We start from the raw sequence: 24,207 nt of genomic DNA on the forward strand, positions 1-24,207 counted from the left end.
CCGGGAAACAGGCCGTATTTGTTAGCCCGAGGCGTAAGAGACTAGGCCCTATTGTCGTTTCGCGAGGTTGTTTCTTCACCTAAAATTAAGGTTTTTTCATACTTGCCAAATACTTAATTCCGGGATGACCGCGATGACCACGCTCAGAAGGACGCTTACGCTAACTCTGCTTACAACTCTGCTCGCCGCCTGTAGCGACGGCCCCAAGGTGTCTCAGGACGCCAAGGTGATCGAAGATGCAGGCGCGCTGCGACCGGAAACGGTGGGAACCTCTGAGATGGTGTTTGAGTCGAAACAGGCCGTCGCCGACGTGAAGCCCGGTTCAGTGATTGTATCCGGCGCTTCGGACAATGCGCCTTATGGCTTTCTAAAGCGGGTCAAGAGTAAGACGGAAGTGGATGGCGATACGGTCTTATCGGTAGAAGACGCGCAACTTACGGATGTGGTGGAGGAAGCCGAGGTTTCTCTGAGCGGCGCGTTGCATCCCAACGCGTCACCAGCGCCGCGTTTAGCCGCCAAGGGGATGGATCTATCAGCGCGTGGCATCACCGTATATTCTCCTGGCGAGTCGGCGGATTTACCTGACGCCTGTGCGGATAAAGATTTCCGCGTTGCTTTTGAGGCTACTGAGGCCGCTCCTTATGTCACCGTCACCGGGTGTGTGGGCTTCAGCAGCAACTTCATTTTTGATCTGGAAATCGAACACTTTCAGGCGACGCGCGCAGAGTTTGTTGTGGACAGCAAAATCGGCAGCGCCCTGGCTTTGAAGTCTGATGTCGAGTTGGCCAGCATCAATCAGAAAACTGAGCTGGCGCGTTTTGACGTAGAGCCGATCAATTTCCAGATCGGGCCGATACCTGTGGTAGTCGTGCCGGAAATCGTGCTGGTCATGGGAGTGGACGGTAAAGTCGACGTCAACGTGGATATCAGCGCAAGCCACGAGTTAAGCGCCCAGGTGGGTTTGCTGTACGCGGATAACCGCTGGTCCACCGTCAACGAAAGCCAACAGAAATTCGATATGCCTTTGCCTCAGGGCGATGGCTCCGCCAACGCCCGCGTATACGCCGGCCCGGAAATGGAGTTCATGTTCTACGGCGTCGCGGGCCCAGGCGCCAATATTTACGTTTTCTCCCGCATGAACGCTGATGTGGACGCCGTTAACCCGACCAAATCCAACTATGAGTTGTGGGCGGGCGCTCAGGCCGGAGCTTCCTTCCGCGTGGAAGTGTTTGATAAGACGCTGTTCAAGATTCATGAGTCCAACCTGATTGGCTACGAGGGCTTGATCGCCTCTTCTGAATATGACGGTTTGGCGCCGCCAGGGACAGGTAAAGTGATTGGCGTTATTGGCGACGCCATGCAGGGCAAGCTGGTCAGCGGAGACGATATTATTCGCGACAATTTATCCGGGGAGCTTGTGGACTTATTGAAAGGGCTCGCCGCAAACGAAGATGATTCCGACGGCGGTTACACGGTGGCGGAAGCCAATGCCCGTCCCCGCTGGCGGGAACTGAAAATCGCCGGCCGTTGCCTGCAGCCGGATTACGTCGGCCATCTTGCGATGATTCGTCCGGTTGCCTGCGATGGCGGCGATAAGCAGAAATGGTGGTGGGACACCAATGGCGCAGTGCATCCCAAAGCCAACGCCAAACTGTGCATCGATGGTCTCGGTGTCACGGCAGGCGTCAATCTGGCGCTTTGGGGGTGCCATGGCGGCGACAATCAGGAGTGGGTCTTTGAAGATGGCCGTATGCGCAATAAGCGCAGTGAGTCCCTGTTCGTCACTTACGAAAAAGATATTTTCAACTGGCTCGACTACGCCCAGTTGAAAAGTCTTAAAGAAAACACCGATAAACAGTTCGCTCAGTGGGGCCAGGAAGAGCGCGTCAACGGCGTCGCCGCTTCGCATTTCCGTCCGCTGAAGAATGCCCGCACCGGACTGTGTTTGGGCGTACAAACGGGGAGCGCCTCCCCGGAGTTGCAGGCATGCGGAAAGGCTTCGCGACAGCTTTGGTTCTACGACAGCGTGGCGCGAACGCTTTACAACGCGGCGGGAGACTGCCTGAGCCACCATAGCGAGAACTACAACGGAGCCACATTATTCGTGGAGACGTGCTCGACATCTACAAATCAGACGTTTGACTTCGCCGATGGCGCTATCAGAACGACCGCGGATACGGCGATTGTCGTCGACGCATATGGCTCGGAGGAAGGCGCGATGGTTGGTCAGTGGATGTTCCATGGCGGCGCCAATCAACTCTGGTTGTGGGGCGAGTGAGACTTTATTGATACGCTTTTCCTGACTTTGGTTGTTGACTGCCCAGCTATTGCGACCATGTTCTATGGATGAGAAAAGGAGGTAGCCCGCCAGGGTTATCTCTACTGTGAGCCCAGGCTGCAACCTGTATAATGCGCGGCTATGAATCGCATATCATCTTCTCTTCAATCGCCACTGCAGGCTTTGCAGACTTTATTCGGGTACGACGCTTTTCGTGGCCCGCAGGAAGCCGTCATCGGGGAACTGATGGCTGGTCGGGACGCCCTGGTTTTGATGCCTACCGGCGGCGGTAAATCGCTGTGTTATCAAATTCCCGCTATCTTGCGTGATGGCGTGGGGGTGGTGATTTCCCCTTTGATCGCATTGATGCAGGACCAGGTGGACGCGCTGAGACAGGTCGGCGTTAACGCGGGTTTCCTGAATTCCAGTCTCAGCCTGGCGGAGTTGCGGGATATGGAGCGCGCGCTGTTGGACCAGGAGCTGGACATGCTCTATATCGCGCCAGAGCGTTTGACCCAGGAGCGCACGCTGGAGTTGCTGCAACGCACGCCAATCTCTCTATTCGCCATTGACGAAGCGCACTGTGTGTCGCAATGGGGGCATGATTTCCGCGCCGATTATCTCCAGCTTAACTTGTTGCAGGAGCGATTCCCTCATGTGCCCCGGGTGGCGTTGACCGCCACCGCCGACGAACGCACCAGAAAAGAAATCGCCGAACGCCTGGGGCTGACGGAAGCGCAGCATTTTATCAGCGGCTTTGACCGTCCCAATATTCAATATCGCATCACCCAGAAACAAAACGCACGGCAGCAGTTATTGCGTTTTTTACGGGCTGAACACGCCAACGATGCAGGCATTGTTTACTGCTTATCCCGCAATAAAGTCGAGCAAGTGGCGGAATGGCTGCGCAAGGAAGGCTTCAACGCATTGCCTTATCACGCGGGCTTGCCGGCGGATGTGCGACAGGAACATCAGCAGCGATTTTTAAGGGAAGACGGCGTTATTGTAGTGGCCACCATCGCTTTCGGTATGGGGATTGATAAGCCGGATGTGCGCTTTGTCGCCCACCTGGATCTCCCCAAAAGCATTGAATCCTATTATCAGGAAACCGGACGCGCAGGCCGTGACGGGCTACCGTCCACCGCCTGGATGGCTTACGGGCTGCAGGATGTAATCAAACTGCGGCAAATGATGGAAGGCTCTCCCGGCGCAGAGCAATTCAAACGAGCGGAGAGGCAGAAGCTCGACGCCATGCTGGGACTCTGTGAGATTGTCAGCTGCCGTCGCCGGGCGCTGTTACGCTATTTTGGCGAGACGGCGCCTGAGCAATGCGGCAACTGCGACGCTTGTCTGAACCCAGCGGAAACCTGGGATGCGACGGTGGCGGCGCAGAAAGTTCTGTCCTGTATTTATCGCACGGGGCAGCGCTTTGGCGTCAATCATCTTATTGATGTAGTGCGAGGCGAACTGACCGACAAGGTGAAACAATTCGGTCATGAGCGCCTTCCTACCTTCGGCGTTGGCGAAGACCTGGATGTGGCGCAATGGCGTTCGGTACTGCGCCAGTTGACCGCGCGGGGGCTGTTGAATGTGGATCTGGATGGCTTTGGCGCCCTGAAGCTTACGGAGGCCTGTCGGCCCATATTACGGGGCGAACAGGAAGTGCGGTTACGGCGAGACGTTAAAGAAGTTATGACTAAGGCGCCGAAACGCAGCGGCGAATCTTTGCGTGAGGAAGATCTGCCTCTATGGGATGCTTTACGTATCCGCCGCAAAGAGTTGGCGGAGGAGCAGGGCGTGGCGCCTTATATGATTTTCCATGACGCCACGCTGATGGAAATCCTGCGCCATCGTCCTCAGAACGACATGGAGTTTCTGGCTCTCAACGGCGTCGGTAAGAGCAAGCTGGAGCGCTATGGTGAAGACTTCATGGAAATTGTCCGCAACGCTTGAACCTGTCAGGCGGAGGCGTTTTCTATACGTTCGAAAATGGCGTCCGCCGCCACAGCCAGCAAAGCCACCAGAATAGCGCCCTGTAGCACATAGGCGGTATTGCCGTTGATCAAGCCCGCCACAATAGGGTCGCCGAGAGTTTTGGCTCCGATGGTGGAGCCGATAGCGGCGGTGGCGATGTTAATGGTCACAGAAGTGCGTACGCCCGCCATGATCACTTTGAAGGCGAGGGGCAGCTCCACCTTCCACAACACTTGCGACGGCGACATGCCCATGCCGCGCGCCGCCTCCAGCACTGCGCCGGAGACGCCTTCCAGACCCGCAATCGTGTTACGCACCACAGGCAGCAGTCCGTAAAGCGTCAGGGCGACGACGGTGGGCGCGCCGCCGAAGCCGGTCATGGGAACCGCCAGCGCGAGCACGGCGACGGGAGGAAAAGTCTGACCAATGGAGGCGACGTTGTTCACCAGAGGCAGGAAATCCCGTCCGGATTCCCGAGTCACCAATATGCCGGAAACGACGCCAACCACCGTGGCGATAGCCCCGGACAGCAATACCAGACCGGCATGGCTCAGTAGTAACCGCCAAAAGCTGTCGCGGTCATAAATCACCTGGGCGGAGTCTGGCTGCAGCCAGCGAAACAGCACTTCCATATGGGGGAACAAACTGGCGCACAGGATTAATAGCAGGACGGGCGCCAATGCCCTCCAGGGCAAATAAGTGGCGGTGGCTCGCCACATCAGGCGCAACCTCCCACCAGGTCCGCCATACGAACTTCCGCCAATAGCGCCCCGTCAGGCGACAGGACCGGCAGTGCGCCTACTTTTCGCCACAGCATTTTGGAGATCGCCAGTTTGACGCTGTCTTCCGCCTGCAGACCCATGTCCGGCGTAACGTCGATTTCCCGCCAACGATAGCTGGCGTCGCCGTCCACGGTTGCCTGCAGTAATCGCACCGGCGCGTTCGCGCCATCAACGGCCCACAGTCTGCCTGCGCCCTGGCATGGGGGCGCTACGCCTTGTATACGGGGCGGATCGGGGCGCATGATTTCGCGCACCTGCTTGCAGGACGCCGCTTTCAGGCCCCGGTCCTGGCTGCCGATAATATTCTCGACGAAGGGGTTCGCGGGGCGGTGCAGAATATTTTCCGGTGTGTCGTACTGGACTATCTGACCTGCGTCCATCACCACAATACGGGTGGCGAGCTTCAATGCTTCTTCAATATCGTGGGTAACGAATACGATGGTTTTTTTAATCTGCGATTGAATCCGCAGCATCTCTTCCTGCAGGCTTTCCCGGGTGATAGGGTCGAGGGCGCCGAAGGGTTCGTCCATGAGCAGAATGTCCGGGTCCGCCGCCAGCGCGCGCGCGACGCCAACCCGCTGCGCTTGTCCTCCTGACAATTCATGAGGCATTTTTTCGGCGAAAATGGCGGGATCGAGGGCGAAAAGCTCCAGTAATTCATTAACCCGATTTTGTATGCGTTGCGGTTCCCATTTAAGTAGGCGAGGGACCACGGCGATATTTTTCGCTACGTTCCAGTGTGGAAACAGACCGATGCTTTGAATGGCGTAGCCAATCCGTCGGCGCAGCGTGTTGATCTCGAAGCTGGCGATTTCCTGGTTATTGATCAGAATGCGGCCTTTGCTATGCTCCGCCAGTCGGTTGATCATTTTTAGCGTGGTGGACTTGCCACAGCCAGAGGTGCCTACCAGCACGCAAAAGTCGCCGCTGGCGATATCTAAAGAGAGGTTGCGTACGGCGTAATGCTCGCCGTATTGCATGGATACGTTGTCCAGTCGGATCATGGGGCGCCTCGGGTTGTGGCGGTCAAAAATGCGAATAGAGCGTCTGCGGTAAGCGCGAACAAAATGGTGGGAATGGCGCCTAACAGCACCAGATCCATCGCCGCCTGTCCCAAGCCCTGAAAAATGAAGGTTCCCATACCGCCGGCGCCGATTAACGCGGCGACGGCGGTAAGGCCGATGGTTTGCACGGTCATGATGCGCAGTCCTTCCAGAATCACGGGAGCCGCCAATGGCAGGCGCACCTGCAGGAATACCTGGCTTTCACTCATGCCCATGCCGCGCGCAGCCTCCAGAACGGGTTCAGGGGTTCCGGTGAGAGCGACGTAAGCGTTACGGGTCATAGGTAATAGACTGTAGCCAATCAGTGCGATCAAGGCCGGGGTGAAGCCAATGCCCTGAACGCCGATAGCGCGCAGCCACTCAAACTCGTTGGCGAGGTAACTCAGAGGCGCGATCAATAGTCCGAAAAGCGCCAGGCTCGGGATGGTCTGCAGCACGCTTAGCACGCCGAATAATCCGCGCCGGGCCTTTTCCGAACGCGTCGCCCAGATGGCGAGCGCCATGCCCATCAGTGCGCTGGGCAGCATTGACCAGAAAACCAAGCTGAAATGCGCGCCCATCTCCGTGACAAACTGCCGTTGTCTGACATGAAACTCCTGCGCCAGGGATAACTTTTCCAGTGCGCCATAGTGATAGGCGATAGCAATGGCCCCGCCCACGACTATGACGCTGGCCAGTTTCAGCCAGACGCCAGCCTGTAACTTATGACAGGCTTCAACCACGATCAGCGCCATAAAAAAGCCAGCGAGCCAGAAGCCGCCACCCAGCGCTGCACGGCCATGGCGCAGGCCTTCGGCTGCGCGTTCCAGGCCGAATACGCCCGCCATCACCGGCAATAAGGCGATCACTGTAGTCGCCGTCAACAACATGACGAGATAAGCGTTGTATGTGGGGCGCCAAGATAAAAAGGCGATGGCGACGGCTCCGCCGAAAATGGGGAGGCTCCACTGCAGGGAAAGCGCATTCGTTAACGCAACGCCTTCGCCAGGAAGTATGCGATTAGGTTGAAAGGATGCGAAATCCAGAAACAGCAGCGCGACTATGGCCAGGACGGACATGGATAGCGTCACACGGTTTGCGCCAGACAGCGCGCTGTTGTTTCTCGTCGGAGATGTGTGGGTCAGAGCAGTCCGGCGGATTGTAGAAACTCCCGGGCGACTTCTTTGGGGTCCAGACCATTTACGGCGACGTCGGCGTTGAGGCGTTGTAGCGTAGTCAGGTCGAGCTTTTCGAATATCGCGTCAATCATTGGACCGATGTCAGGATTTGCTTTCAGCACTTCGCCGCGGATCACCGCTGCGGGCTCATAGACCGGCTGCACATTGCGCGGGTCCTGCAACACCACCATATCCAGAGCGCTCAGACCGCCATCAGTTCCATACGCCATCGCCGCATTGACGCCGTTGGTGCGCAGGGCGGCGGCGCGTATAGTCGCGGCGGTGTTGCCGCCGGATAATACCAACAACTGGTCGGCGCTCAGTTGAAAGCCATAGGCTTTCTGAAAGGCGGGCAGGGCGAACTCAGATTCCACAAACTCTGCGCTGGCGGCGAGCTTTATTTCTCCGCCATCTTTCAGAAAACGGGAAAGGTCATCCAGGGTCGCCAGTTTTTGTTCTCGAGCCAAATCGCCGCGTACGCTAATCGCCCAGGTGTTGTTGGCGTCAGCGGGATGCAGCCAGACTAAATTATTGGCGGCAAGGTCTTTTTCTTTTGCGGTGGCGTAGGCTTTGGCCGGGTCCTTCCAAACCGGGCTGTCCGCCATATCGAAGAAGAAGGCCGCATTTCCCGTGTATTCCGGATAAACGTCTATCTGGCCATTGATCAGCGCGGTGCGGACGATTTTGGTGGCGCCCAATTGGATGCGGTCTTCTACCTCATAGCCGGCTTTTTCCAGCTGAAGCAGAATCATGTTGCCGAGCACGGAGCCTTCCGTGTCGATTTTAGAAGCGACGACAATCTTGTCTTTGGCCGCGACGTGAGTGGCGATGGACAGGCCCAGTACGAGGGCGGCGGCAAGTCGTCCAAGTCTGCTCTTGCGGTTCACGATATGTCTCCTGTCGGTCAGGTCGGTAATTCAATCAGGGAAGCGGCATGAGGATCTCATTCGTTTGATGCGCCCACTTTTTCCTGTCAGGAGGCAGCAGTGTCCCCCATGGCGCGTCTTGATTCAACCTTGGCCCGGCAATGCGGAATGGGATTGGTAGTTTGTGAGATGCAGTATGCGAAAACCGAGACTATGGATATAAGTGGTTGACATGGCGCAATAAAATGGAGTTTTATAGCCGCTCAGCACATGCGAAAAACGCGAGGGGGAGCCACATGATGACTCAATCAACTCATCAAAAAAGAGCCAAGGATCTGCGATCTACTCAAGGTTGCTCTGTCTCCTTAGCTTTCCGTGTGCTGACGAACCACTAAATACTATCTATCAGCCGCGGAACTCATCGCGGCTGGTTGGATATGCATCTGAAGTACCCATACCCATAATACCCTTCCTTCCCGATGTGTTCCCGGCGATAACCGAGGAATACACGATGAAAAAGTTTTTCGTTCGCATTAACGCTGCCGCACGTCGTATTTTTGTTGGAACTCCACGTATCGAAGGCCTGTATGGTATGAGCGACCACTTGCTGAGAGATATCGGAATGGAGCGAATCAGCGGAAAAGGCCTGCAGCCAATGGTGAACCCAGAGTCCACTATCGAACGTAAGCGTCCTGCCCGTGAAAGGGCGGAGACGCCTCTTCCGATACCTGAATTGACGAAGATATAGACCACCGCGCCGCAGCCAGAAAGGTTGCGGCGCTATCTATATGTCCTCGCCTTCACTTTAATACTTATAGTACTTAGATCCCGTCTTTAGCTTTTCCTCTTCGTTCGCAACGCCTCTCTAAGCATGCCTATGCTTTTTCACTTTTAATGAACGACGTCACAGACCGCCCACCGTAATTTTGAAGTAATTACGAACTCTTTTATTAAATATCGGTTAGAATGCGCGGAAATTTTTCACCCCCCACTTCAGGGAGAGCGCCGGTCAATCGCATTTCTTGCTAACGGCGTTTATAGGATTTAGATATCAAAGCGTTGGTTTATGCAAAAACTCACTTCATTTCTGTTTGCGTTTCTGGCGTGCGCCGGCATTTTCGTGCAGGTGTTTGTGTCCTGGTATTGGATGAATACTGATGCGCCGAAGCAATTCTTAGATTTTTTCAACTCCCTGTACGGCGCTGCGCCAGCCTGGTCCCAATGGGCGTTTGCATTTAAGCAAAGCTCCTGGTGGCCTCCTTTGCTGTGCGCCGCACTGTTGATTTTCGCCATAGTGAAAAGACCCACGCAGAGGCTGTTGGGCGCGGTGGCGGGAGTGTCCCTGTCAGTTGCAGGCGGCTTGGTTTACGCCATGTATCCCCTGCATCTGATGTTGCAATCGCCGGTTTAGACTGTCGTTTATTCGAAGCCAACCGTCTGAGCAATTCTATTTACCTGATGTTATAGAGTAAGAAGTTAGAAATGCCTATTTTCGCCTTATCCATTATTTTTCAAGTCGCCCTGGTGGTGCACATTGTTAAGACAGGCCGTAGTACAACCTGGATCTGGATTGTGGTCATGTTGCCCTTCGCAGGTTCTGTCGCTTATTTACTGGTGGAAGTGCTGCCGGAACTGGCGGGAAGCCGCACGGGTAGAAACGCGCAGCGCAAGATGCAGTCTATTGTGAATCCCGACAAGGCGGTCAAACAGGCGGCCTTCAATTACTCCATAACCGATAGCGTGGAAACGTCTATGCGGCTGGCGGAAGAGTGGTTGGCTAAGGGAATGTTCGGTGAAGCCAAAGCGATGTATGAAAAGTCCCTGAAGGGAATTCATCAGACTGATCCACACATCATGTACGGCCTGGCCCGTTCGGAGTTTGGTCTGAAAAACTTTGGCGCAGTCCGCTCTGTGATGGACGATCTGATCCGCCACAACCCTGATTTCAAAAACGCGGAAGCGCATCTACTTTACGCCCGGGCGTTGGCGGAACTGAACGAAACCTCGGCAGCGCAACATGAATTCGAGGCGCTGGAAGCATACTTCCCCGGCCCCGAAGCCAGTTATTGGTTCGGGATGTTCTTGAAAGCCCAAGGCAGGGAAAGAGATTCGCAGGAGCAGTTCAAAAAGATCCTGGAAAAAGCGAAGGTATCCGGCAGACACTACCACTCTTATCATAAGAAATGGTTGAAGCTGGCGAAGCAGGAGTATACGGGTTGATAGATTCGCGTGATTGAGTTTTCTGAACATACTCGGAACGCACAAGTTCTGGCGCTGCATTATGCGCGGAGGTTGGGGGATGATTATGTGGTGGCGGTGATGTCTTCGCAGGCGGAGATTGCCACGTCTGAGGAGGCCTTACGGGTGGCGGCTTGCTTTTGGGAGATGACAGATCTGGCGGTTGAAGACGATAATGCGGGGCGCACTGTTGTCGACATCGACGACCTGCAATTCTGGATGTATAGGTTGTTCAATCATGTTTATGGCTATCTAACCAAAGCGGGCTTTCTTGAAGAATGGAAACAGGCATCCCGAGAGCAATATCAAGAAGATTCATACAAGAGTAAGCTGCAATCAAAATAAGGAGAGGCGGGGCTCCTCTCCATTAGTTAATAGCTTCATCACTCCATCCACATGATGGCGCCGTCACACTCTATTTTGCGTGACGTGAACAGTTCGATCACTTCCGCATTGGTCTCCGCATGCAAAGACCACTCTGCGATGGAAAACCTGCCGCCACCCGCTATCAGCATTGGCAGCATCATTTGATCCGTTAGATGTTCATCCAGCACCGCCTTGCTGTCCAAATAGGACTTCACCTTCTGGCTGAGCAGCTTGGAAACCAGCTCCGCTCGACGCCGCACCTGACCCAATTCGGAAATACAAATACGATGGTCATCGAACTGCAGGTCCACCGCCAACAGGTTGCCGGCGCAGCCCGCTTCCGGTTTGCGCTGCCGTGATTCATGCACGGGATGTTCGCGCAACGAGAGATAAGCCTGTACTTCCCGCTCGCCGACCTTACCGGGAATGTTGTAGCAATAGGCAGTCAAGCGGCTGTGGTTCAGCTCGCCCCGCTTAACGCGTTCAATCGGTCGTAACGCTGCGGGTTGTATGCGAATACGCCATTTACCGCCGCCCGCGGGCATAAAGCCCCAGCGTTCTGCTTCTATTTCGATACGGGCGCCCATGTCCCGCAACAACGGTAGAAAGGAGCGCTCAATTTCCGTAAGAGGCGGTGCGAAAGGGTTATGAGTGCCGCCGCCGAATTCGACAGTGGAAACCCCTTCCGCTTGTAACAGAGGCAATAATATTGTCTGGAACACCAGCGTCGTGCTGCCTGCACTGCCTACATCGAATTTGTAATTGCCGCCTTTTATCGGGCCGGGCTTGAACGTCAAGCGGGAGGAGCCCAGCTCCGCCCCGTCTACTTTTGCGTTGCATATCGTCTGGGCGGCCTTAACGCAAGTCAGATGTTGACGCATCAGACCCGGTTTGGGGCGCTTGCCGCGTATATGATTTATTTCTATTTCTTTGCCGTACAACATGGCCAGGGTCAGGGACGATCTCAAAATCTGCCCTCCGCCTTCGCCCATGCGTCCGTCTATTACAACTTTATCCATTATAAATACCGTACAACTAATAGCACCGGCGGCGTGAAGCCGCCTCTCTTCAACCTTTTACGCACACAACCTGTCTCAGGGTATGCACGACTTCAACCAGGTCGGACTGCGCCGCCATCACGGCGTCGATATCTTTGTAAGCGGAAGGCGTTTCGTCCACAACCGCCGCGTCTTTTCGGCATTCCACATGCGCTGTGGCGCGCGCGTGCTCTTCTACGGATACGCGCTTTTTCGCCTCGGTTCGAGACATCACTCTTCCTGCGCCGTGGCTACAGCTACAGAAGCTTTCCGCGTTGCCTTTTCCGCGCACTATGTAGGAGCGGGCTCCCATGCTGCCTGGGATAATCCCCAGTTGGCCTTCCTGCGCGCTTACCGCGCCCTTACGGGTCAACCACACGTTTTTCCCGTAGTGGTTTTCCTTTTGCACATAGTTATGGTGGCAGTTCACCGCTTCCAGCTCGGCGATAACCGGCTTGTTCAAGGTAGTCGCCAGGGCGTTCAGCGCCCGTTGCATCATCGCCTGACGGTTGATGCGCGCGAAATCCTGCGCCCAACCTACAGCCTGTACATAATCGTTGAAGTAATCGGTTCCCTCCGCCAGATACGCCAGATCTTTATCTGGCAGGTTTACGAAGAAGCGCTCCATTTCCTTCTTCGCCAGCTTGATGAAGTGCTCGCCGATACGGTTCCCAACTCCGCGTGATCCGGAGTGCAGCATAATCCACACATCGTTGTTCTCATCCAGGCACACTTCGATGAAGTGGTTACCCGTTCCCAGGGTTCCCAGATGGTTCACGTTGTTGGTGTTTTTCAAAACCGGGTGCTTTTCGCACAGGATTTTGAAACGATCCGCCAGCTCGTGAGTCCAACGCGCGCCCACATCTTCCGGGATATCATGCCAGGAACCCCGATCGCGGCGTCCTGGTTGACGACCATGGGGTATCGCCGCTTCTATCGCGCTACGCAGCGGTCCCAGAGAGTCCGGCAATTGCGTTGCATGCACGTTGGTTTTCACCGCCATCATACCGCAACCGATATCCACTCCCACGGCAGCGGGAATAATAGCGCCGGAAGTGGGAATAACAGAGCCGATGGTTGCGCCCTTACCTAAGTGTACGTCCGGCATCGCAGCCACCCACTTATGAATGAACGGCAGGGACGCAATGTTTTTCAATTGTTTGCGCGCTTCCGGCTCGAACGGAACGCCGATAGTCCAGCTTTTGATTGGAACGCCTTTTTCTACGTTAGTAACTTCATATGGCATTTGGGGTTTCGTGCTTTGCATCATTCTCAAACCTTTTTGGTGGGACTCTCATGTCCCGGATCAGCTGTATTTGGGGAGACGCCTTTCAGCAGGTACATCTCGATGCCATTACTATTACAAAACGCGGGCCAACTTTTATTTTATATATAAGTGTATGAAAATTAACGAAAATTATTTTTGTTATAAGATTCGGATTTTTAGTAAATTATCTATTTTGATAGATACTTATGATTTCAGATTGTCAAACTCCAGGTCGAATTTGTTCAGATACTGCCGCAGCCGGTGGGAGTCGTTACTGGAGCTTTTACGCAATCGAGAGCGATTGAAGAGCTGGCGTCCCGCCTCTGACAAAGAGCGGCTGTTACGGCAAAGCGCAATCACGCTGCGTAATTGATATTGGTCGAAGGTATCGATTTCCGCCATTTGTCCTGGGGACAGATAATCCTCCAGTAACGGCAGGGACTCATGAGCGCCGCTACGCCGCCAAAAATGTTGCAGGCGTTCGCACTCTTCATCCACCAGCGTCTCGTTGATGCGGCCGCCTTCGGATAGCGTAGCCATGCGCTGTACACAGGCATTCAGGTCGCGGAAATTGCCCTGCCATAAGGAGTCCGGTTGTTGGGCGAAATGCAGAAATCTCGCTCGCGCGGCTTTATTGAAGCTGACCTTATGTCCTAACTGCTGCTCGGCTTTTTGTAGCTCATAGTCCAGATTGGGCTCTATGTCTTCGCGTCGGTCTTTCAGCCCGGGCAGTTCATAACTCCACAAATTGATGCGGGCCAGCAGATCCTCCCGAAAGCTGCCGTTGTCGACCTGCTTCTGCAGGTCGCGATTGGTGCCGGCAATAAGCTGGAAGTCGCTGTGCGCAGGATTGTCGGAACCGACGGGGTAGAAGCGCTTCTCTTCAATGGCGTGCAGCAGCATCGCCTGTTCATCCAGGCCTAGCTCACCGATTTCATCCAGGAACAACAGTCCCTGATCGGCCTTGGCGAGCAGGCCCTTGCGTGCGGTTTGCGCGCCGGTGAATGCGCCCTTGTTATGACCGAACAGCGCCGACATGGCGCTGTCGCCACGTAGCGTGGCGCAGTTGATCGACACAAATTCGCCTTTCACGGAGCCGCGGATTTTCTTCAGCTCAAAAATCTTGCCAGCGAGCTGGGATTTGCCTGCTCCTGTAGGGCCGGTGATCAGAATCGGCGCCTGAGAGCGTATAGCCACTCTCTCGATCTGCTGGATCATGGCGTTGAAGCGGGCGTTACGGGTAGCGATGCCTGACTTGAGAAACTCCGTTCCTTCCAGTTGCTGGCGCTTGAAGCGGGAGCTGATGGCGTCGTATTTGGAGAGGTCGAGATCTATCAGGTGATATTTGCCGGCGGCGACGCGCTCGCCCCGGTCTGGAGAAGTCTGCAAAATCTGCGCGGGGATATAATTCGCCTCACATAGCAGGAACCAGCAAATCTGCGCAACATGGGTGCCGGTGGTGATATGCAGTAGATAACGCTCTTCATCTGGCTTGAAAGGATAGTTTTCGGCGAAATCCAGCAGGGTGCTGTAAACCTGTTCGAAATCCCAGGGATCGCTGAAACTGATTTGGCGCAGGCTCACTTCTGTATCCGGCGATACAGTCTCGATATCCGCGCCCACGTTATTGGCCAGGCGTGAGTCTCTGGCGTCATGCAGCAGCTCGATGCGATCAATCAGCAGGTCCTGTTGCATGAATATGCCGACGGTCGGCCTCCATGTCTCCCAGCGCGCAGGCCCCTTGCCGCGTTTATCCATGGTGGCGCCCAACAGGCCGATGACTACGTTTTTCATATGATCTTTTTCGATAAATGGTTACAGACAGCGATCATATTCTCCGAAGGCCGAGAGGAAGGCAACTTGATAGCTGGAGTGTATGTTTGTAGGGATTAAGTTGGAGAGGGGCGGGAAGTCTATGGATGAGTATAAAAAAAGGCCGCGCAAAGGCGGCCACAGGGGTTTATGAGATCGTTAAGATCTAACCGCCGCCATTTTGACGGTGGCGAAGTGCTCATTGGTCAACTTGACCAGAATGGGCGATAACAGCAATAGCGACAATAGATTGGGGATGGCCATGAAGGCGTTGAAGACATCGCCAATCAGCCAGACGAACTCCAACTGCGCCAAGGCGCCAATCATGACGCACAGGGTGCTCAGCAGGCGATAAGGAATAATCGCGGCGGAGCCCATCAGGTATTCCCAGCACTTTTCGCCGTAGTAGGCCCAACCCAGAATGGTGGTGAAGGCGAATACGATCAACTGGATCGCCAGCAAATATTCGCCGAACCCCGGCATCGCCGCTGCAAACGCGCTGGCGGTGAGCGCCGCGCCTGACACGCCGCTTTCCCAGACGCCGCTGGCGATCAACGCCAGGCCGGTCAGGGTGCAAACGATGATCGTGTCGATAAAAGTGCCCATCATGCCAATCAGGCCCGAGGTGACCGGATCAGAGGTTTTTCCCGCCGCTTGCGCGATGCCTGCGGTGCCAAGGCCTGCCTCGTTGGAGAAGATGCCTCGGGCCACGCCGTAGCGAATCGCCATCATGACGGCGGCGCCGGCGAATCCGCCTGTTGCGGCGGTGGGAGAAAAGGCGTGTGTGAAAATCAGGTCGAAGGCGTGAGGGATGCGGTCAGAGAAAGTGAAAAGAATATAGAAGGCGCAGAGAATATAGGAAATACACATGGTGGGCACCAGCGCCTGAGCCACTGCGCCAATGCGTTTGATGCCGCCGAGCAGCACGAAGCCGATCAACACGGTCATCACGACGCCGGAAGCGGCGGCGGGAATGTCGAAGGAAGTGCTCATCACTTCCGCGATGCTGTTGGACTGCACCATGTTGCCAGCGCCGAATCCCGCCAGACCGCCGAACAGTGCGAAAGCGCCGCCCAGCCAGGCCCATTTGGGGCCCAGGCCGTTTTTGATGGCGTACATGGGGCCGCCAACGTATTCGCCATTCTCGTCTTTTTCCCGGAAGCGCACCGCCAGCACCACTTCCGCGTACTTGGTCGCCATGCCGACCAGGGCGGTGGCCCACATCCAGAACAGCGCTCCTGGTCCACCCAGGGCCAGAGCCGTCGCCACGCCGGCGATATTTCCGGTTCCGACAGTGGCGGCCAATGCTGTCATCAGCGCGGCGAAAGGACTGATTTCTCCCGGATCGCGGGTATCCGGCTTACGACCTCTCCATACCAACTGCAGGCCCAGTTTGAGCGTGAACAAGGGCATGAACTTCAAACGGAATTGCAAAAACAGCCCTACGCCCAGAATAAGAATGAGCATGGGGGGGCCCCATACGAAATCATTCAGGTCGGATACCAGGTTATGAATAGTTTCCAAGGGATCTTCTCCTCTCTTTATTTGTCAGGCTGCGCTATGGGGGGCGCTGCGCTGCTTCCCATACGTTTTTTGTAAGACGCGGCGTCACGCCGGGTCACAGCTCCCGGCGCGCGCCAGACACAGGATGTGGATCAAGCGTGCGTCCAATGGTTCGCCGTTCATTGAGAACGGCGGCGAGGCGGAGCTCCATCCGCCAGCGACGGTCCCTCACATAGCAGTGGTTATCAGTAGCGGTCTATTCCCAGTCCCTCAGTGTCAATCTCAGGTTGGCGTCCGGATACAATATCCGCCATGACGCGTCCCGTTCCCGCCGCCATGGTCCAGCCCAAAGTGCCGTGGCCGCTGGCGACATAAAGTTTATTAATAGGCGTCGCCCCCACGATGGGGGTTCCGTCTGGAGTCATGGGGCGCAGCCCGGTCCAGAATTCGGCTTCGCCATTGGCGTAACCGGTTCCGAACAGGTCGTCCGCCACAAACTCCAACGTGCTCTTTCTTGCCTGATGCAGGCGCAGGTCGTAACCGGCCAATTCCGCCGTTCCGCCGACCCGGATACGGTCGCCCAAGCGGGTGACGGCGACTTTGTAGGTTTCGTCCAGCAGCGTCGACTCTGGAGCCCGGTTTGGATTTTTGACCGGCAGGGTAATCGAATAACCTTTCACTGGAATGATGGGCGCTCTGAGCCCCAAAGGCTTCAATAGCAGAGGGGTATAGCTGCCGAGAGCGACGATATAGGCGTCCGCCTGCAGCGCGCCTTGACCCGTTTGTACGGACAGGATCGCATCGCCGCTCTTCTCCAGCCCATGGATGGTAACGCCCTGTTTGAAAACGACGCCTTTTTCTTCCGCCAGTGCGGCTAAGGCTTGTGTGAATTTGAAGCAATCCCCGGTTTCATCGCCAGGTAAACGCAGCCCGCCGCTGATTTTGTCTCTGACAGTGGCGAGTCCTGGTTCGTACTTAATGCAGCCATCGCGATCCAGCAGTTCATAAGGAACGCCAAAGGATTCCAGAATACGGGTGTCCGCCAGTGCGGCGTCGACTTGTTGCTGCTTGCGGAATAGTTGAATCGTGCCGCGACTGCGTTCGTCGTAACGGACGCCGGTCTCAACACGCAGTTGTTTGAGTACGTCGCGGCTGTATTCGGCCAGTCGCAACATCCGAGATTTATTCAGGTTGTAGCGGTGAGAATTGGCGTTAGCAAGAAATTGCGCTGTCCAGCGCCATAGATCGGGATTCAGGGTGGGGCGGACAACCAGAGGACGGTGCTTCATACACAGCCACTTAATTGCTTTCAAAGCAATCCCCGGGGCCGCCCAGGGCGCAGAGCAACCGGGTGAGATTTCGCCGGCGTTGCCGTAACTGGTTTCCAAGGCAGGACTGGATTGTCGGTCGACAACAGTCACTTCATGCCCGAGCTGGGCCAGATGGTATGCGGTGGAAACGCCGATGACGCCGCTGCCCAGGATAATTACACGCATTTATTGTCCTTGTTGTCTCTGCTTTGACTTCGCTGCGTGGCTCGCTGCACGCGCAGGCTGCGCCATTAAATAACAACCGTATATAAATCTGCATAAGTAATTCCCATAGTTGTACATGGAAAATTTGGGGTTGCGCCAGCGGATTTGTATATAAAATGATCCGATCTAAAAAGATAACTATCTATTCCATTAGATAGCTTGTTCTTGATACTTGGATTGCGTGAATAACTCTAATCTCAGCTTAACCGAAATTATATCCTTAAAAAACAATTGCTTAGAAAGTAATTCCTTTCTGTTGGAAAGATTGGCGCGTTCTTTGTAATTGACGGGGTCGAACAAAGGACGCGAAGGCGAAAAGGCGAGCCGCCGGCAAACGGGTTGCGCAGCCGGTGAAGGGTAATACCGAGACCATTCGGAGTAATGCCCGAAGTCATGGTTATTGTGGGTTCGAGTCCCACCGCGTCCACTTATATCAGAAGTAAAAACAGGAGTGGCGACAATGGAAAAGCGGATACAGGAAACTCTGGAGCGGATCGAGTGGGAGCACGATGTCAGAGTGCTCTACGCTTGTGAATCAGGCAGCCGGGCCTGGGGATTCGCTTCCCGGGATAGTGACTATGACGTTAGATTTATCTATCAACGTCCACTGTCTCATTATTTATCATTAGGCAAACGACGGGATGTAATTGAGCTTCCCATTGTGGATGAACTGGACGTTAACGGCTGGGATATCAGCAAGGCGTTGACGCTATTACGCAGCGGTTCGGCGACGTTGCAGGAATGGCTGAATTCGCCAATTGTTTATAGCCGGGACGTTGTGTTTCTCGCGCAGATGAAATATGTGGCGTCGCTTTCCGCGCGTCCCGTCACGTTGTTTCATCACTACTTCTCCATGGCGCGCAAGGAGCGTGAGAGATTGGCTGCGGGCGAGGTCAACGCCAAACGCTATGCCTATATGTTGCGGACGTTGCTGGCCGCGATGTGGGTGGCGGAGCATAGGACGCCTCCGCCGGTGCGCTTCTATGAATTGAAGGCGCGTATGTTGGGCGGCGGTTCGTTAGTGGCGGAAGTGGATGCATTGCTGGAGCGCAAGGCGAAGGGGAATGAAAAGGAAGTCATCAAACCTGTCACAGCGATAGACTGCTTTGCGGATGGTCAGTTTGAGGCGCTGGAGGCAGTGCGTTTTGACGCTGTGGACAAACTCGATCTGGAGACCATTGATCGAGTTTTCATGCAGATGCTAAACGCCGCATAGACCCTGCAATCAGGGCCGGACTTTTCCGGCCCTTCTCTTCACATCCCCTTCTATTACTGCAAAGCATTGGCGCAGCGCGCATTTCGGCTATACTTTCATCAGAATTCTCTTTAAATCTGAGCCATTTAGCAGTTGAGAACCGGTGGGTGCAAACAGATAGCAATAACAAGAGGCAACTCAACAAGCTCGTGGTGGGAGGCGTCGTCCTGGCGTTGACGATTCTGACTGTCCTGGCGTATTGGTATCACCGGCGCTCAGCGGAAGTTGAATGGCTGGGACTCAATCCCGACCCAGACGCGCAGACGCTGGTCTCTCCCTCACAGCCTCAGGGGTTGCCGCCAGAGATATTCACTGCCGAGCCGCAACACCGTGCGCTCGATGGCGACGTGGTCTACGTTACTCCCTTGCCGGGCGGTCAGCTTTGGCTGGTTCGTCGCAATCCCTCATCCACATTTATGTTCACGGCGATTTTACGCACTATCCCCGTCTTGCTATTGCTGATGAGTCTTGTCGTGCTTGGATATTACATCTGGAAAACGCGCATTTTTGCAGAGCGGGTGAAAGAGCTGATTATGTATGACCCGGTCACCAAGGTGCTGAATTGGCGATTTGCTGAAGAACGGTGCACGCAAATGGTGAAGCATTGTCGCCGCTACAAGGAGGAGTTCAGTTTCCTGGTGCTCGACGGTGATCACTTTATCTGGATCAACGACAACTTCGGACCGGAAGCGGGGGATGAGGCGTTGATTTTCCTGGCGGAAACCATCAAGAACGTGATTCGCGAGGTGGATATTCTCGGGCGTTACGGCGGTGAAAAATTCGTGATCGGGTTGCCTGCCACAGACCTCAATGGCGCAGTGGTGGTCGCGGAGCGCATTCGGCAACTGTTTGAGCAATGCAAACCCACCAGCTACGATGTGCGCTACAGCGTTAGCATCGGCTGCGCCCAGCTTATCCGCAATGAAGACCTTCATGACACTATCAAGCGGGCCACCCACGCCCTGTATCGGGCCATCAAGGGCGGCCGCAACCGCGTCGCGGCCTCCAAGAACCACGAAGCCGTCGCCTGACGGCGATTTGTTTTAGCTCACCTTTCGCACTTGCGCGTCGACGCGAACTATACTTGGACTAACTGCTGGTTGAACGGATAAGACGACCTTTATCCAACTTGCCTTTCACTTGCGGCCATGGAGGACGTCTCATGAACGCTGAGACTGCGCTGTACAGACGCGTTTTTCTCAAGCTTTTGCTGGGGGCGTCGTTGTGGCCCTGGCGTGGAGCGCATGCGGATGATCTTGAAAACGGTTCCTGCGGCGTCACGCAGGCGGCGCCGGAAGGTCCCTTTTATGTGCGTAACGCGAGAGAAACCGCCTATATCAACTACCGCAACTTTCCTGGTCGCTTGATGAGGGTGGAGGGAATAGTACTTGGAGGCCCACTGGGCGATCTTCCTTTGCCGGAAGCGCGCGTGGAGATCTGGCACGCGGATGGCGATGGCCGCTATCACCCCGCCGGCGACGGTGACGTCAGTGAGTACTCTCTGGATGCAGTGAACCTGCGTGGCGTTGGATATACCGACGTTTCAGGCCGCTATGCGTTCCATAGTATCGTTCCGGGAACCTATGGCGGTCGCCGCAGGCATATCCATTGGAAGTTCAGCGCGCCGGGGTACCGTGCGTTGACGACGCAAAGTTATTGGCGAGAGGACCAGAACAGCGCGCAGGCGTCTACGGATGTGGTTGACCGTAACCCGGAACGCTGCCGTTGGCTGGACTTCCCCCTTGACCGCAAAGGCATTCGGGTCGGCGTCTTTAATGTGGTTTTAAAGCCGTTGCAGTAACTTTTGCAGTTGATTTACACCGCCAAGCTGTACACAGCTCGTGGCGCGCCTGGACGCGCGTCGACGGGTTTATAAAAAAGGACGTACGCATACAAAAGGATTGATATATGAAAATTGCATTGGCATCTCCGCCGATCCCGAAGTCTGTCGATAATGCGTTGCAGTGGGTGGACCGTCTGGTCACGGAGGCGACTCTTTCGAAAGTGGATCTGATATGTTTTCCCGAAGCTTATGTGCCGGGAATTCGAGGCATGGACTTCAAAGTCGAAAACTGCTCGCCCAGGAAAATGCAGTCTGCGCTGGATCGGATCTGCGATCTGGCGCGTAAAACTTCCATTAACATCATACTTCCCATGGAATGGCCAGCCCCGGAAGGGCGTCGTAATGTCGCCTTTGTGGTGGATCGTCGTGGCGTGCTGCTGGGGAAACAGACGAAGAATCATCTTGAGCAGGGGGAGGAGGCGTATTTCATCCCGGGGGCCCGGCGTCAGCTGTTCGATGCGGATGGCGTGAAGTTCGGCATTGTGATCAGCCATGAAGGATGGCGCTGTCCGGAAACGGTGCGATGGGCGGCCAGTCGCGGCGCCAAGATCGTGTTTCATCCTCATTTTACAGGCAGTCATTTCAAAGGAGTGAAGCTGACGCAATGGGGAAAGTTGGAAAACCCATTCTACGAGCGGGCGATGCAATGTCGCGCTATCGAAAACACGGTATTTTTCGCCAGCGTCAATTACGCCATGGACTATCAGGGCTCCGCCACGACGTTAATTGCGCCGGACGGCGCTTGTGTGGCCTATCAGCCATATGCGGAAGTGGGAGCGTTGGTGATCAATATCGACGTCAGGGACGCCACCGGGGTTAACGCCCGGCGCTACGCCCCTGAACGGGATCTGGAGAAGGCCTGAGGTCAGTCCCAGCTCCAGCGTTGAGATTTGCCGCCGTGATACTCCCACAGATGCGCGCGTTGACCATCGCCCCAGAATGGGTCTTTGATGTCCAGCGCCATGTTTGTGGCGTTAGAGATACGGAAGCTGTTGCTGGGACCCTGCAGCCAGACCTGATTGGGACCGCCATGGCAATTCCATAGTACGATGCGGGCTCCTTTCTCCGTATCGGCTCCGGATACGTCGATGCACTTGTCCGGGGCCGATTTTGCGTGGATCATGCCGTATTGATCCTTCCACCATAGCTGACTGTCGGCGCCGTGACAGGACCATTGATGGATCTCCACGCCGTTATGGGTCTCACGGCCCTCAAGGTCCAGGCACTTTCCTTTGTCATTGCGCAGCTTGCGCCAAACCACGGCGCCATCGTCTCCCGGCAGAGTGACGGCAGGCTGATCGCCCGGCGCCCAGACCCCTTCTTGCGCCAAGTCAGAGTAGTTCAGCCACACATTGGCGTAGCCCTGCTCGGCCTTGGCGTTCTGCAGCAGTTGGTTCTGGTAGCCGTTTTTCGGCGTGGCGAAGCGATAATCGCCGCCGAATTCCTGTTGGCAGAAGAATTCTCCCTGTTCCCAGATTGCGTTGCTCTGCGTAACCGCCCAGGCGTCGTGGGTTTTGCTGTAACAGGCGAACGGGCGCGCATTAGTGCAGGCGGCGTCATTGAAGCGGCCATTGCCCCATTGCTCGGCGCAATGCTCGTTGTTATTGGCGTTGTTGGGCTCATTCTGATCCCAGCTCCATACTGCGGCGGTCATACGCTCGTCAAAGGCTTTCAGCTGGTCCAGGCCAACGACGCCCAGACTGCAACGTGCGGCCTGCGCCATTAATTCCGGAGTGATCGGCTGCGGCGGGTCGCCGAATACATCGGACAGGCGGGTGCTGTCCTCAAAGATGCGAACCAGATTATTCTGCACGAAGTTAAGGTCGTATTTATCCGTGCGGCATTCGGGATAGGGGTGAAAGTGATCGTTGTCAGTGGGAAAACCGTAATTGTAGACCGTCTGCGCCCAGGCGTCCGAACCGCAATTACCGCCAATCAACAGCACTTGCCTGCCGCTATTGAGAATGTCCGCCTTACTGATATTCATGGGCAGCGTAGCGCAGCTTCCCGGTTTGTAGATCAAATCCCCCATTTGCCGGTTTAACGCCGCCACAGCGTCATCGTAGCGGCCGTCCACATGTTCTTCGAGATAGATGATCAACACTTCACCGCGGTTGCCGTCCTGTCGCAACCAGGTCGCGACTTCTTTCAGGCCGTCCTCGAAGCGGCGGTCAAAAGCGGAACAGCCAGTGTGGTCGTTGGCGCCGTGGCATAGTTTCAGGTCACCGTAGGTGTAATGAACGTCCAGCTCCAAAGCGCGTATGCCCATATCCAGTTGATCCACCAGACTGTAAATATGGTTGGGGTCCCAGTAGCTGCCCAGGTTGGCGTAAGCGGATGAGTTATAGCTGTTATGTGTATAAGGAAAGTTGGCGCGGCCCAGCGGTTCTCCCAGGTCCAGGGTGCGTTGATGCGTCAGAGCGCGGTAAGTCCAGCTATTGCGGAAGTCTTCAATCTCGTTGGCGCAGACCGAAGACGCGGCCGCCGCAATCGCTGCGGCGTATGCGAGTTTTTTCATGAGAGGTATCCCTATCTTATCGTTATTTTGCCAGGGGCTTTTTATATCCGGTCCAGGTTACAACCTAGATACAGGGCTTAACCGGACGGATACAAAGATAAGGTTACAAAGTGTTCTATTTTCTTCCAATGCAAGGGGTGTGAAATGCTTGGCGGGTCACAAAATAAGCGGCAGTTGGGCTGCGTAGCTATGCATCCGCTATGCCACACATTGTTACAAATACGTACGCAAGCCTACGCTTTTTTGTGAACAAAAATTAACCAGTTTGTGGGCGCCAATAAGCGGAATTTATGGTCCAAACTAAAAAAGAGGCCGTAATTTTTGGCGCAGCAGGAACAACATGACTCCCAAAAAAACTGAGGAGGTGACGTATGTGTACTAAACAATCAGTAGGCTTTGTTGCTGGTTTAGCTCTAGCGTTGGCCAGTTCCTTATCGGTCGCGGGCGATTTGAGTATCGCAAATCAGAAAGCCGAGAATATTGAGCACCAGGACATTGAACAACTGGTGGCGGATTTTTATCTTGAATACGGTGAACCCACTGCAGCGGGACCCGGTACGATGAAAGATGGTAAAACCATGCGCTATGGCCGCTCTATGATGGATGATGATGCGTCAGCGCGGGATTTGAAATGGGAGAACTTTGGAAGCAACAATTAAAGCCTGCGAGGGCGCCTGTAACCTCCTAGTTTAGGTGTGCAGGGAATTGCCCA

The 24,207-nt window shown here is 55.1% G+C and carries 21 protein-coding genes; 11 read left to right on the plus strand and 10 right to left on the minus strand.

Annotation, left to right across the window (positions count from 1 at the left end; translation table 11 throughout):
- Nucleotides 1–133: 133 nt before the first annotated feature.
- Nucleotides 134–2,278: a ricin-type beta-trefoil lectin domain protein gene (locus tag HCH_RS00715; RefSeq protein ID WP_011394153.1), complete on the plus strand. Its 2,145-nt coding sequence runs from the start codon at nucleotides 134–136 to the stop codon at nucleotides 2,276–2,278.
- 141 nt (nucleotides 2,279–2,419) lie between these two features.
- Nucleotides 2,420–4,231: a DNA helicase RecQ gene (gene recQ / locus HCH_RS00720; protein WP_011394154.1), complete on the plus strand. Its 1,812-nt coding sequence runs from the start codon at nucleotides 2,420–2,422 to the stop codon at nucleotides 4,229–4,231.
- Between the two features lie 5 nt (nucleotides 4,232–4,236).
- Here recQ and HCH_RS00725 read toward each other — a convergent pair whose 3' ends face one another.
- From HCH_RS00725 to osmF, 4 genes are read right to left on the minus strand one after another with little or no spacing between them, the layout of a single operon-like run.
- On the minus strand, nucleotides 4,237–4,971 hold the full coding sequence (locus HCH_RS00725; RefSeq protein WP_011394155.1) for an ABC transporter permease: 735 nt from the start codon (nucleotides 4,969–4,971) through the stop codon (nucleotides 4,237–4,239).
- Nucleotides 4,971–6,038 carry an ABC transporter ATP-binding protein gene (locus tag HCH_RS00730; RefSeq protein WP_011394156.1) on the minus strand — a complete coding sequence of 356 codons (1,068 nt, stop codon included), beginning with the start codon at nucleotides 6,036–6,038 and terminating at the stop codon, nucleotides 4,971–4,973. Before HCH_RS00730 ends, HCH_RS00725 begins: the two co-directional genes overlap by 1 nt.
- Complete coding sequence (locus HCH_RS00735; protein ID WP_238384952.1) at nucleotides 6,035–7,168, minus strand: ABC transporter permease; 1,134 nt, start codon at nucleotides 7,166–7,168, stop codon at nucleotides 6,035–6,037. The genes HCH_RS00730 and HCH_RS00735 overlap by 4 nt, the downstream gene beginning before the upstream one ends.
- 50 nt (nucleotides 7,169–7,218) lie before the next feature.
- On the minus strand, nucleotides 7,219–8,142 hold the full coding sequence (gene osmF / locus HCH_RS00740; RefSeq protein WP_011394158.1) for a glycine betaine ABC transporter substrate-binding protein OsmF: 924 nt from the start codon (nucleotides 8,140–8,142) through the stop codon (nucleotides 7,219–7,221).
- A 490-nt stretch (nucleotides 8,143–8,632) separates the two neighbouring features.
- On the opposite strand from osmF, the gene HCH_RS00745 reads away from it, so the two are divergent.
- The 4 genes from HCH_RS00745 (at nucleotide 8,633) to HCH_RS00760 (ending at nucleotide 10,704) form a co-directional block, all read left to right on the plus strand.
- Nucleotides 8,633–8,869, plus strand: a complete 237-nt coding sequence (locus HCH_RS00745) for a hypothetical protein (RefSeq protein ID WP_041598340.1) — start codon at nucleotides 8,633–8,635, stop codon at nucleotides 8,867–8,869.
- Between the two features lie 318 nt (nucleotides 8,870–9,187).
- Nucleotides 9,188–9,532 carry a hypothetical protein gene (locus tag HCH_RS00750; protein ID WP_011394159.1) on the plus strand — a complete coding sequence of 115 codons (345 nt, stop codon included), beginning with the start codon at nucleotides 9,188–9,190 and terminating at the stop codon, nucleotides 9,530–9,532.
- A 71-nt stretch (nucleotides 9,533–9,603) separates the two neighbouring features.
- Nucleotides 9,604–10,341 (plus strand): PLDc N-terminal domain-containing protein, encoded by a 738-nt coding sequence (locus HCH_RS00755; RefSeq protein WP_011394160.1) that lies wholly within the window; start codon nucleotides 9,604–9,606, stop codon nucleotides 10,339–10,341.
- Between the two features lie 9 nt (nucleotides 10,342–10,350).
- The gene (locus tag HCH_RS00760; RefSeq protein ID WP_011394161.1) at nucleotides 10,351–10,704 is read left to right on the plus strand and encodes a hypothetical protein; all 354 of its coding nucleotides are present in this window, start codon (nucleotides 10,351–10,353) and stop codon (nucleotides 10,702–10,704) included.
- Between the two features lie 38 nt (nucleotides 10,705–10,742).
- On the opposite strand, the gene rtcA is transcribed toward HCH_RS00760, so the two are convergent.
- The 5 genes from rtcA to HCH_RS00785 form a co-directional block, all read right to left on the minus strand.
- On the minus strand, nucleotides 10,743–11,744 hold the full coding sequence (gene rtcA / locus HCH_RS00765) for an RNA 3'-terminal phosphate cyclase (protein ID WP_011394162.1): 1,002 nt from the start codon (nucleotides 11,742–11,744) through the stop codon (nucleotides 10,743–10,745).
- A 49-nt stretch (nucleotides 11,745–11,793) separates the two neighbouring features.
- Nucleotides 11,794–13,008 (minus strand): RtcB family protein, encoded by a 1,215-nt coding sequence (locus tag HCH_RS00770; RefSeq protein ID WP_085944406.1) that lies wholly within the window; start codon nucleotides 13,006–13,008, stop codon nucleotides 11,794–11,796.
- 225 nt (nucleotides 13,009–13,233) lie between these two features.
- Entirely contained in the window at nucleotides 13,234–14,823 is a 1,590-nt protein-coding gene (gene rtcR / locus HCH_RS00775) for an RNA repair transcriptional activator RtcR (RefSeq protein ID WP_011394164.1), read from the minus strand.
- Between the two features lie 177 nt (nucleotides 14,824–15,000).
- Nucleotides 15,001–16,365: an alanine/glycine:cation symporter family protein gene (locus tag HCH_RS00780; protein WP_011394165.1), complete on the minus strand. Its 1,365-nt coding sequence runs from the start codon at nucleotides 16,363–16,365 to the stop codon at nucleotides 15,001–15,003.
- A gap of 224 nt (nucleotides 16,366–16,589) precedes the next feature.
- Entirely contained in the window at nucleotides 16,590–17,840 is a 1,251-nt protein-coding gene (locus tag HCH_RS00785; RefSeq protein ID WP_011394166.1) for a D-amino acid dehydrogenase, read from the minus strand.
- A 499-nt stretch (nucleotides 17,841–18,339) separates the two neighbouring features.
- Here HCH_RS00785 and HCH_RS00790 point away from each other — a divergent pair, with 499 nt between their 5' ends.
- The 4 genes from HCH_RS00790 to HCH_RS00805 all read left to right on the plus strand — a co-directional run bounded on the left by HCH_RS00790 (nucleotide 18,340) and on the right by HCH_RS00805 (nucleotide 21,840).
- Complete coding sequence (locus HCH_RS00790; RefSeq protein WP_011394168.1) at nucleotides 18,340–19,095, plus strand: nucleotidyltransferase domain-containing protein; 756 nt, start codon at nucleotides 18,340–18,342, stop codon at nucleotides 19,093–19,095.
- Between the two features lie 146 nt (nucleotides 19,096–19,241).
- Nucleotides 19,242–20,165, plus strand: a complete 924-nt coding sequence (locus HCH_RS00795; RefSeq protein WP_011394169.1) for a GGDEF domain-containing protein — start codon at nucleotides 19,242–19,244, stop codon at nucleotides 20,163–20,165.
- Nucleotides 20,166–20,296: 131 nt separating this feature from the next.
- Entirely contained in the window at nucleotides 20,297–20,935 is a 639-nt protein-coding gene (locus HCH_RS31995) for a protocatechuate 3,4-dioxygenase subunit beta (RefSeq protein WP_011394170.1), read from the plus strand.
- A gap of 107 nt (nucleotides 20,936–21,042) precedes the next feature.
- Nucleotides 21,043–21,840, plus strand: coding sequence for a carbon-nitrogen hydrolase family protein (locus HCH_RS00805; protein ID WP_011394171.1), 798 nt, complete (start codon nucleotides 21,043–21,045; stop codon nucleotides 21,838–21,840).
- Between the two features lie 2 nt (nucleotides 21,841–21,842).
- Here the strand turns inward: HCH_RS00805 and HCH_RS00810 are convergent, their stop codons facing one another.
- The gene (locus HCH_RS00810) at nucleotides 21,843–23,495 is read right to left on the minus strand and encodes a ricin-type beta-trefoil lectin domain protein (RefSeq protein WP_011394172.1); all 1,653 of its coding nucleotides are present in this window, start codon (nucleotides 23,493–23,495) and stop codon (nucleotides 21,843–21,845) included.
- A 371-nt stretch (nucleotides 23,496–23,866) separates the two neighbouring features.
- Between HCH_RS00810 and HCH_RS00815 the strand changes: the two genes are divergently transcribed.
- Entirely contained in the window at nucleotides 23,867–24,154 is a 288-nt protein-coding gene (locus HCH_RS00815; RefSeq protein WP_011394173.1) for a hypothetical protein, read from the plus strand.
- The last annotated feature ends 53 nt before the right edge of the window (nucleotides 24,155–24,207 follow it).

Source organism: Hahella chejuensis KCTC 2396 (assembly GCF_000012985.1).
GTDB classification, from domain to species: domain Bacteria; phylum Pseudomonadota; class Gammaproteobacteria; order Pseudomonadales; family Oleiphilaceae; genus Hahella; species Hahella chejuensis.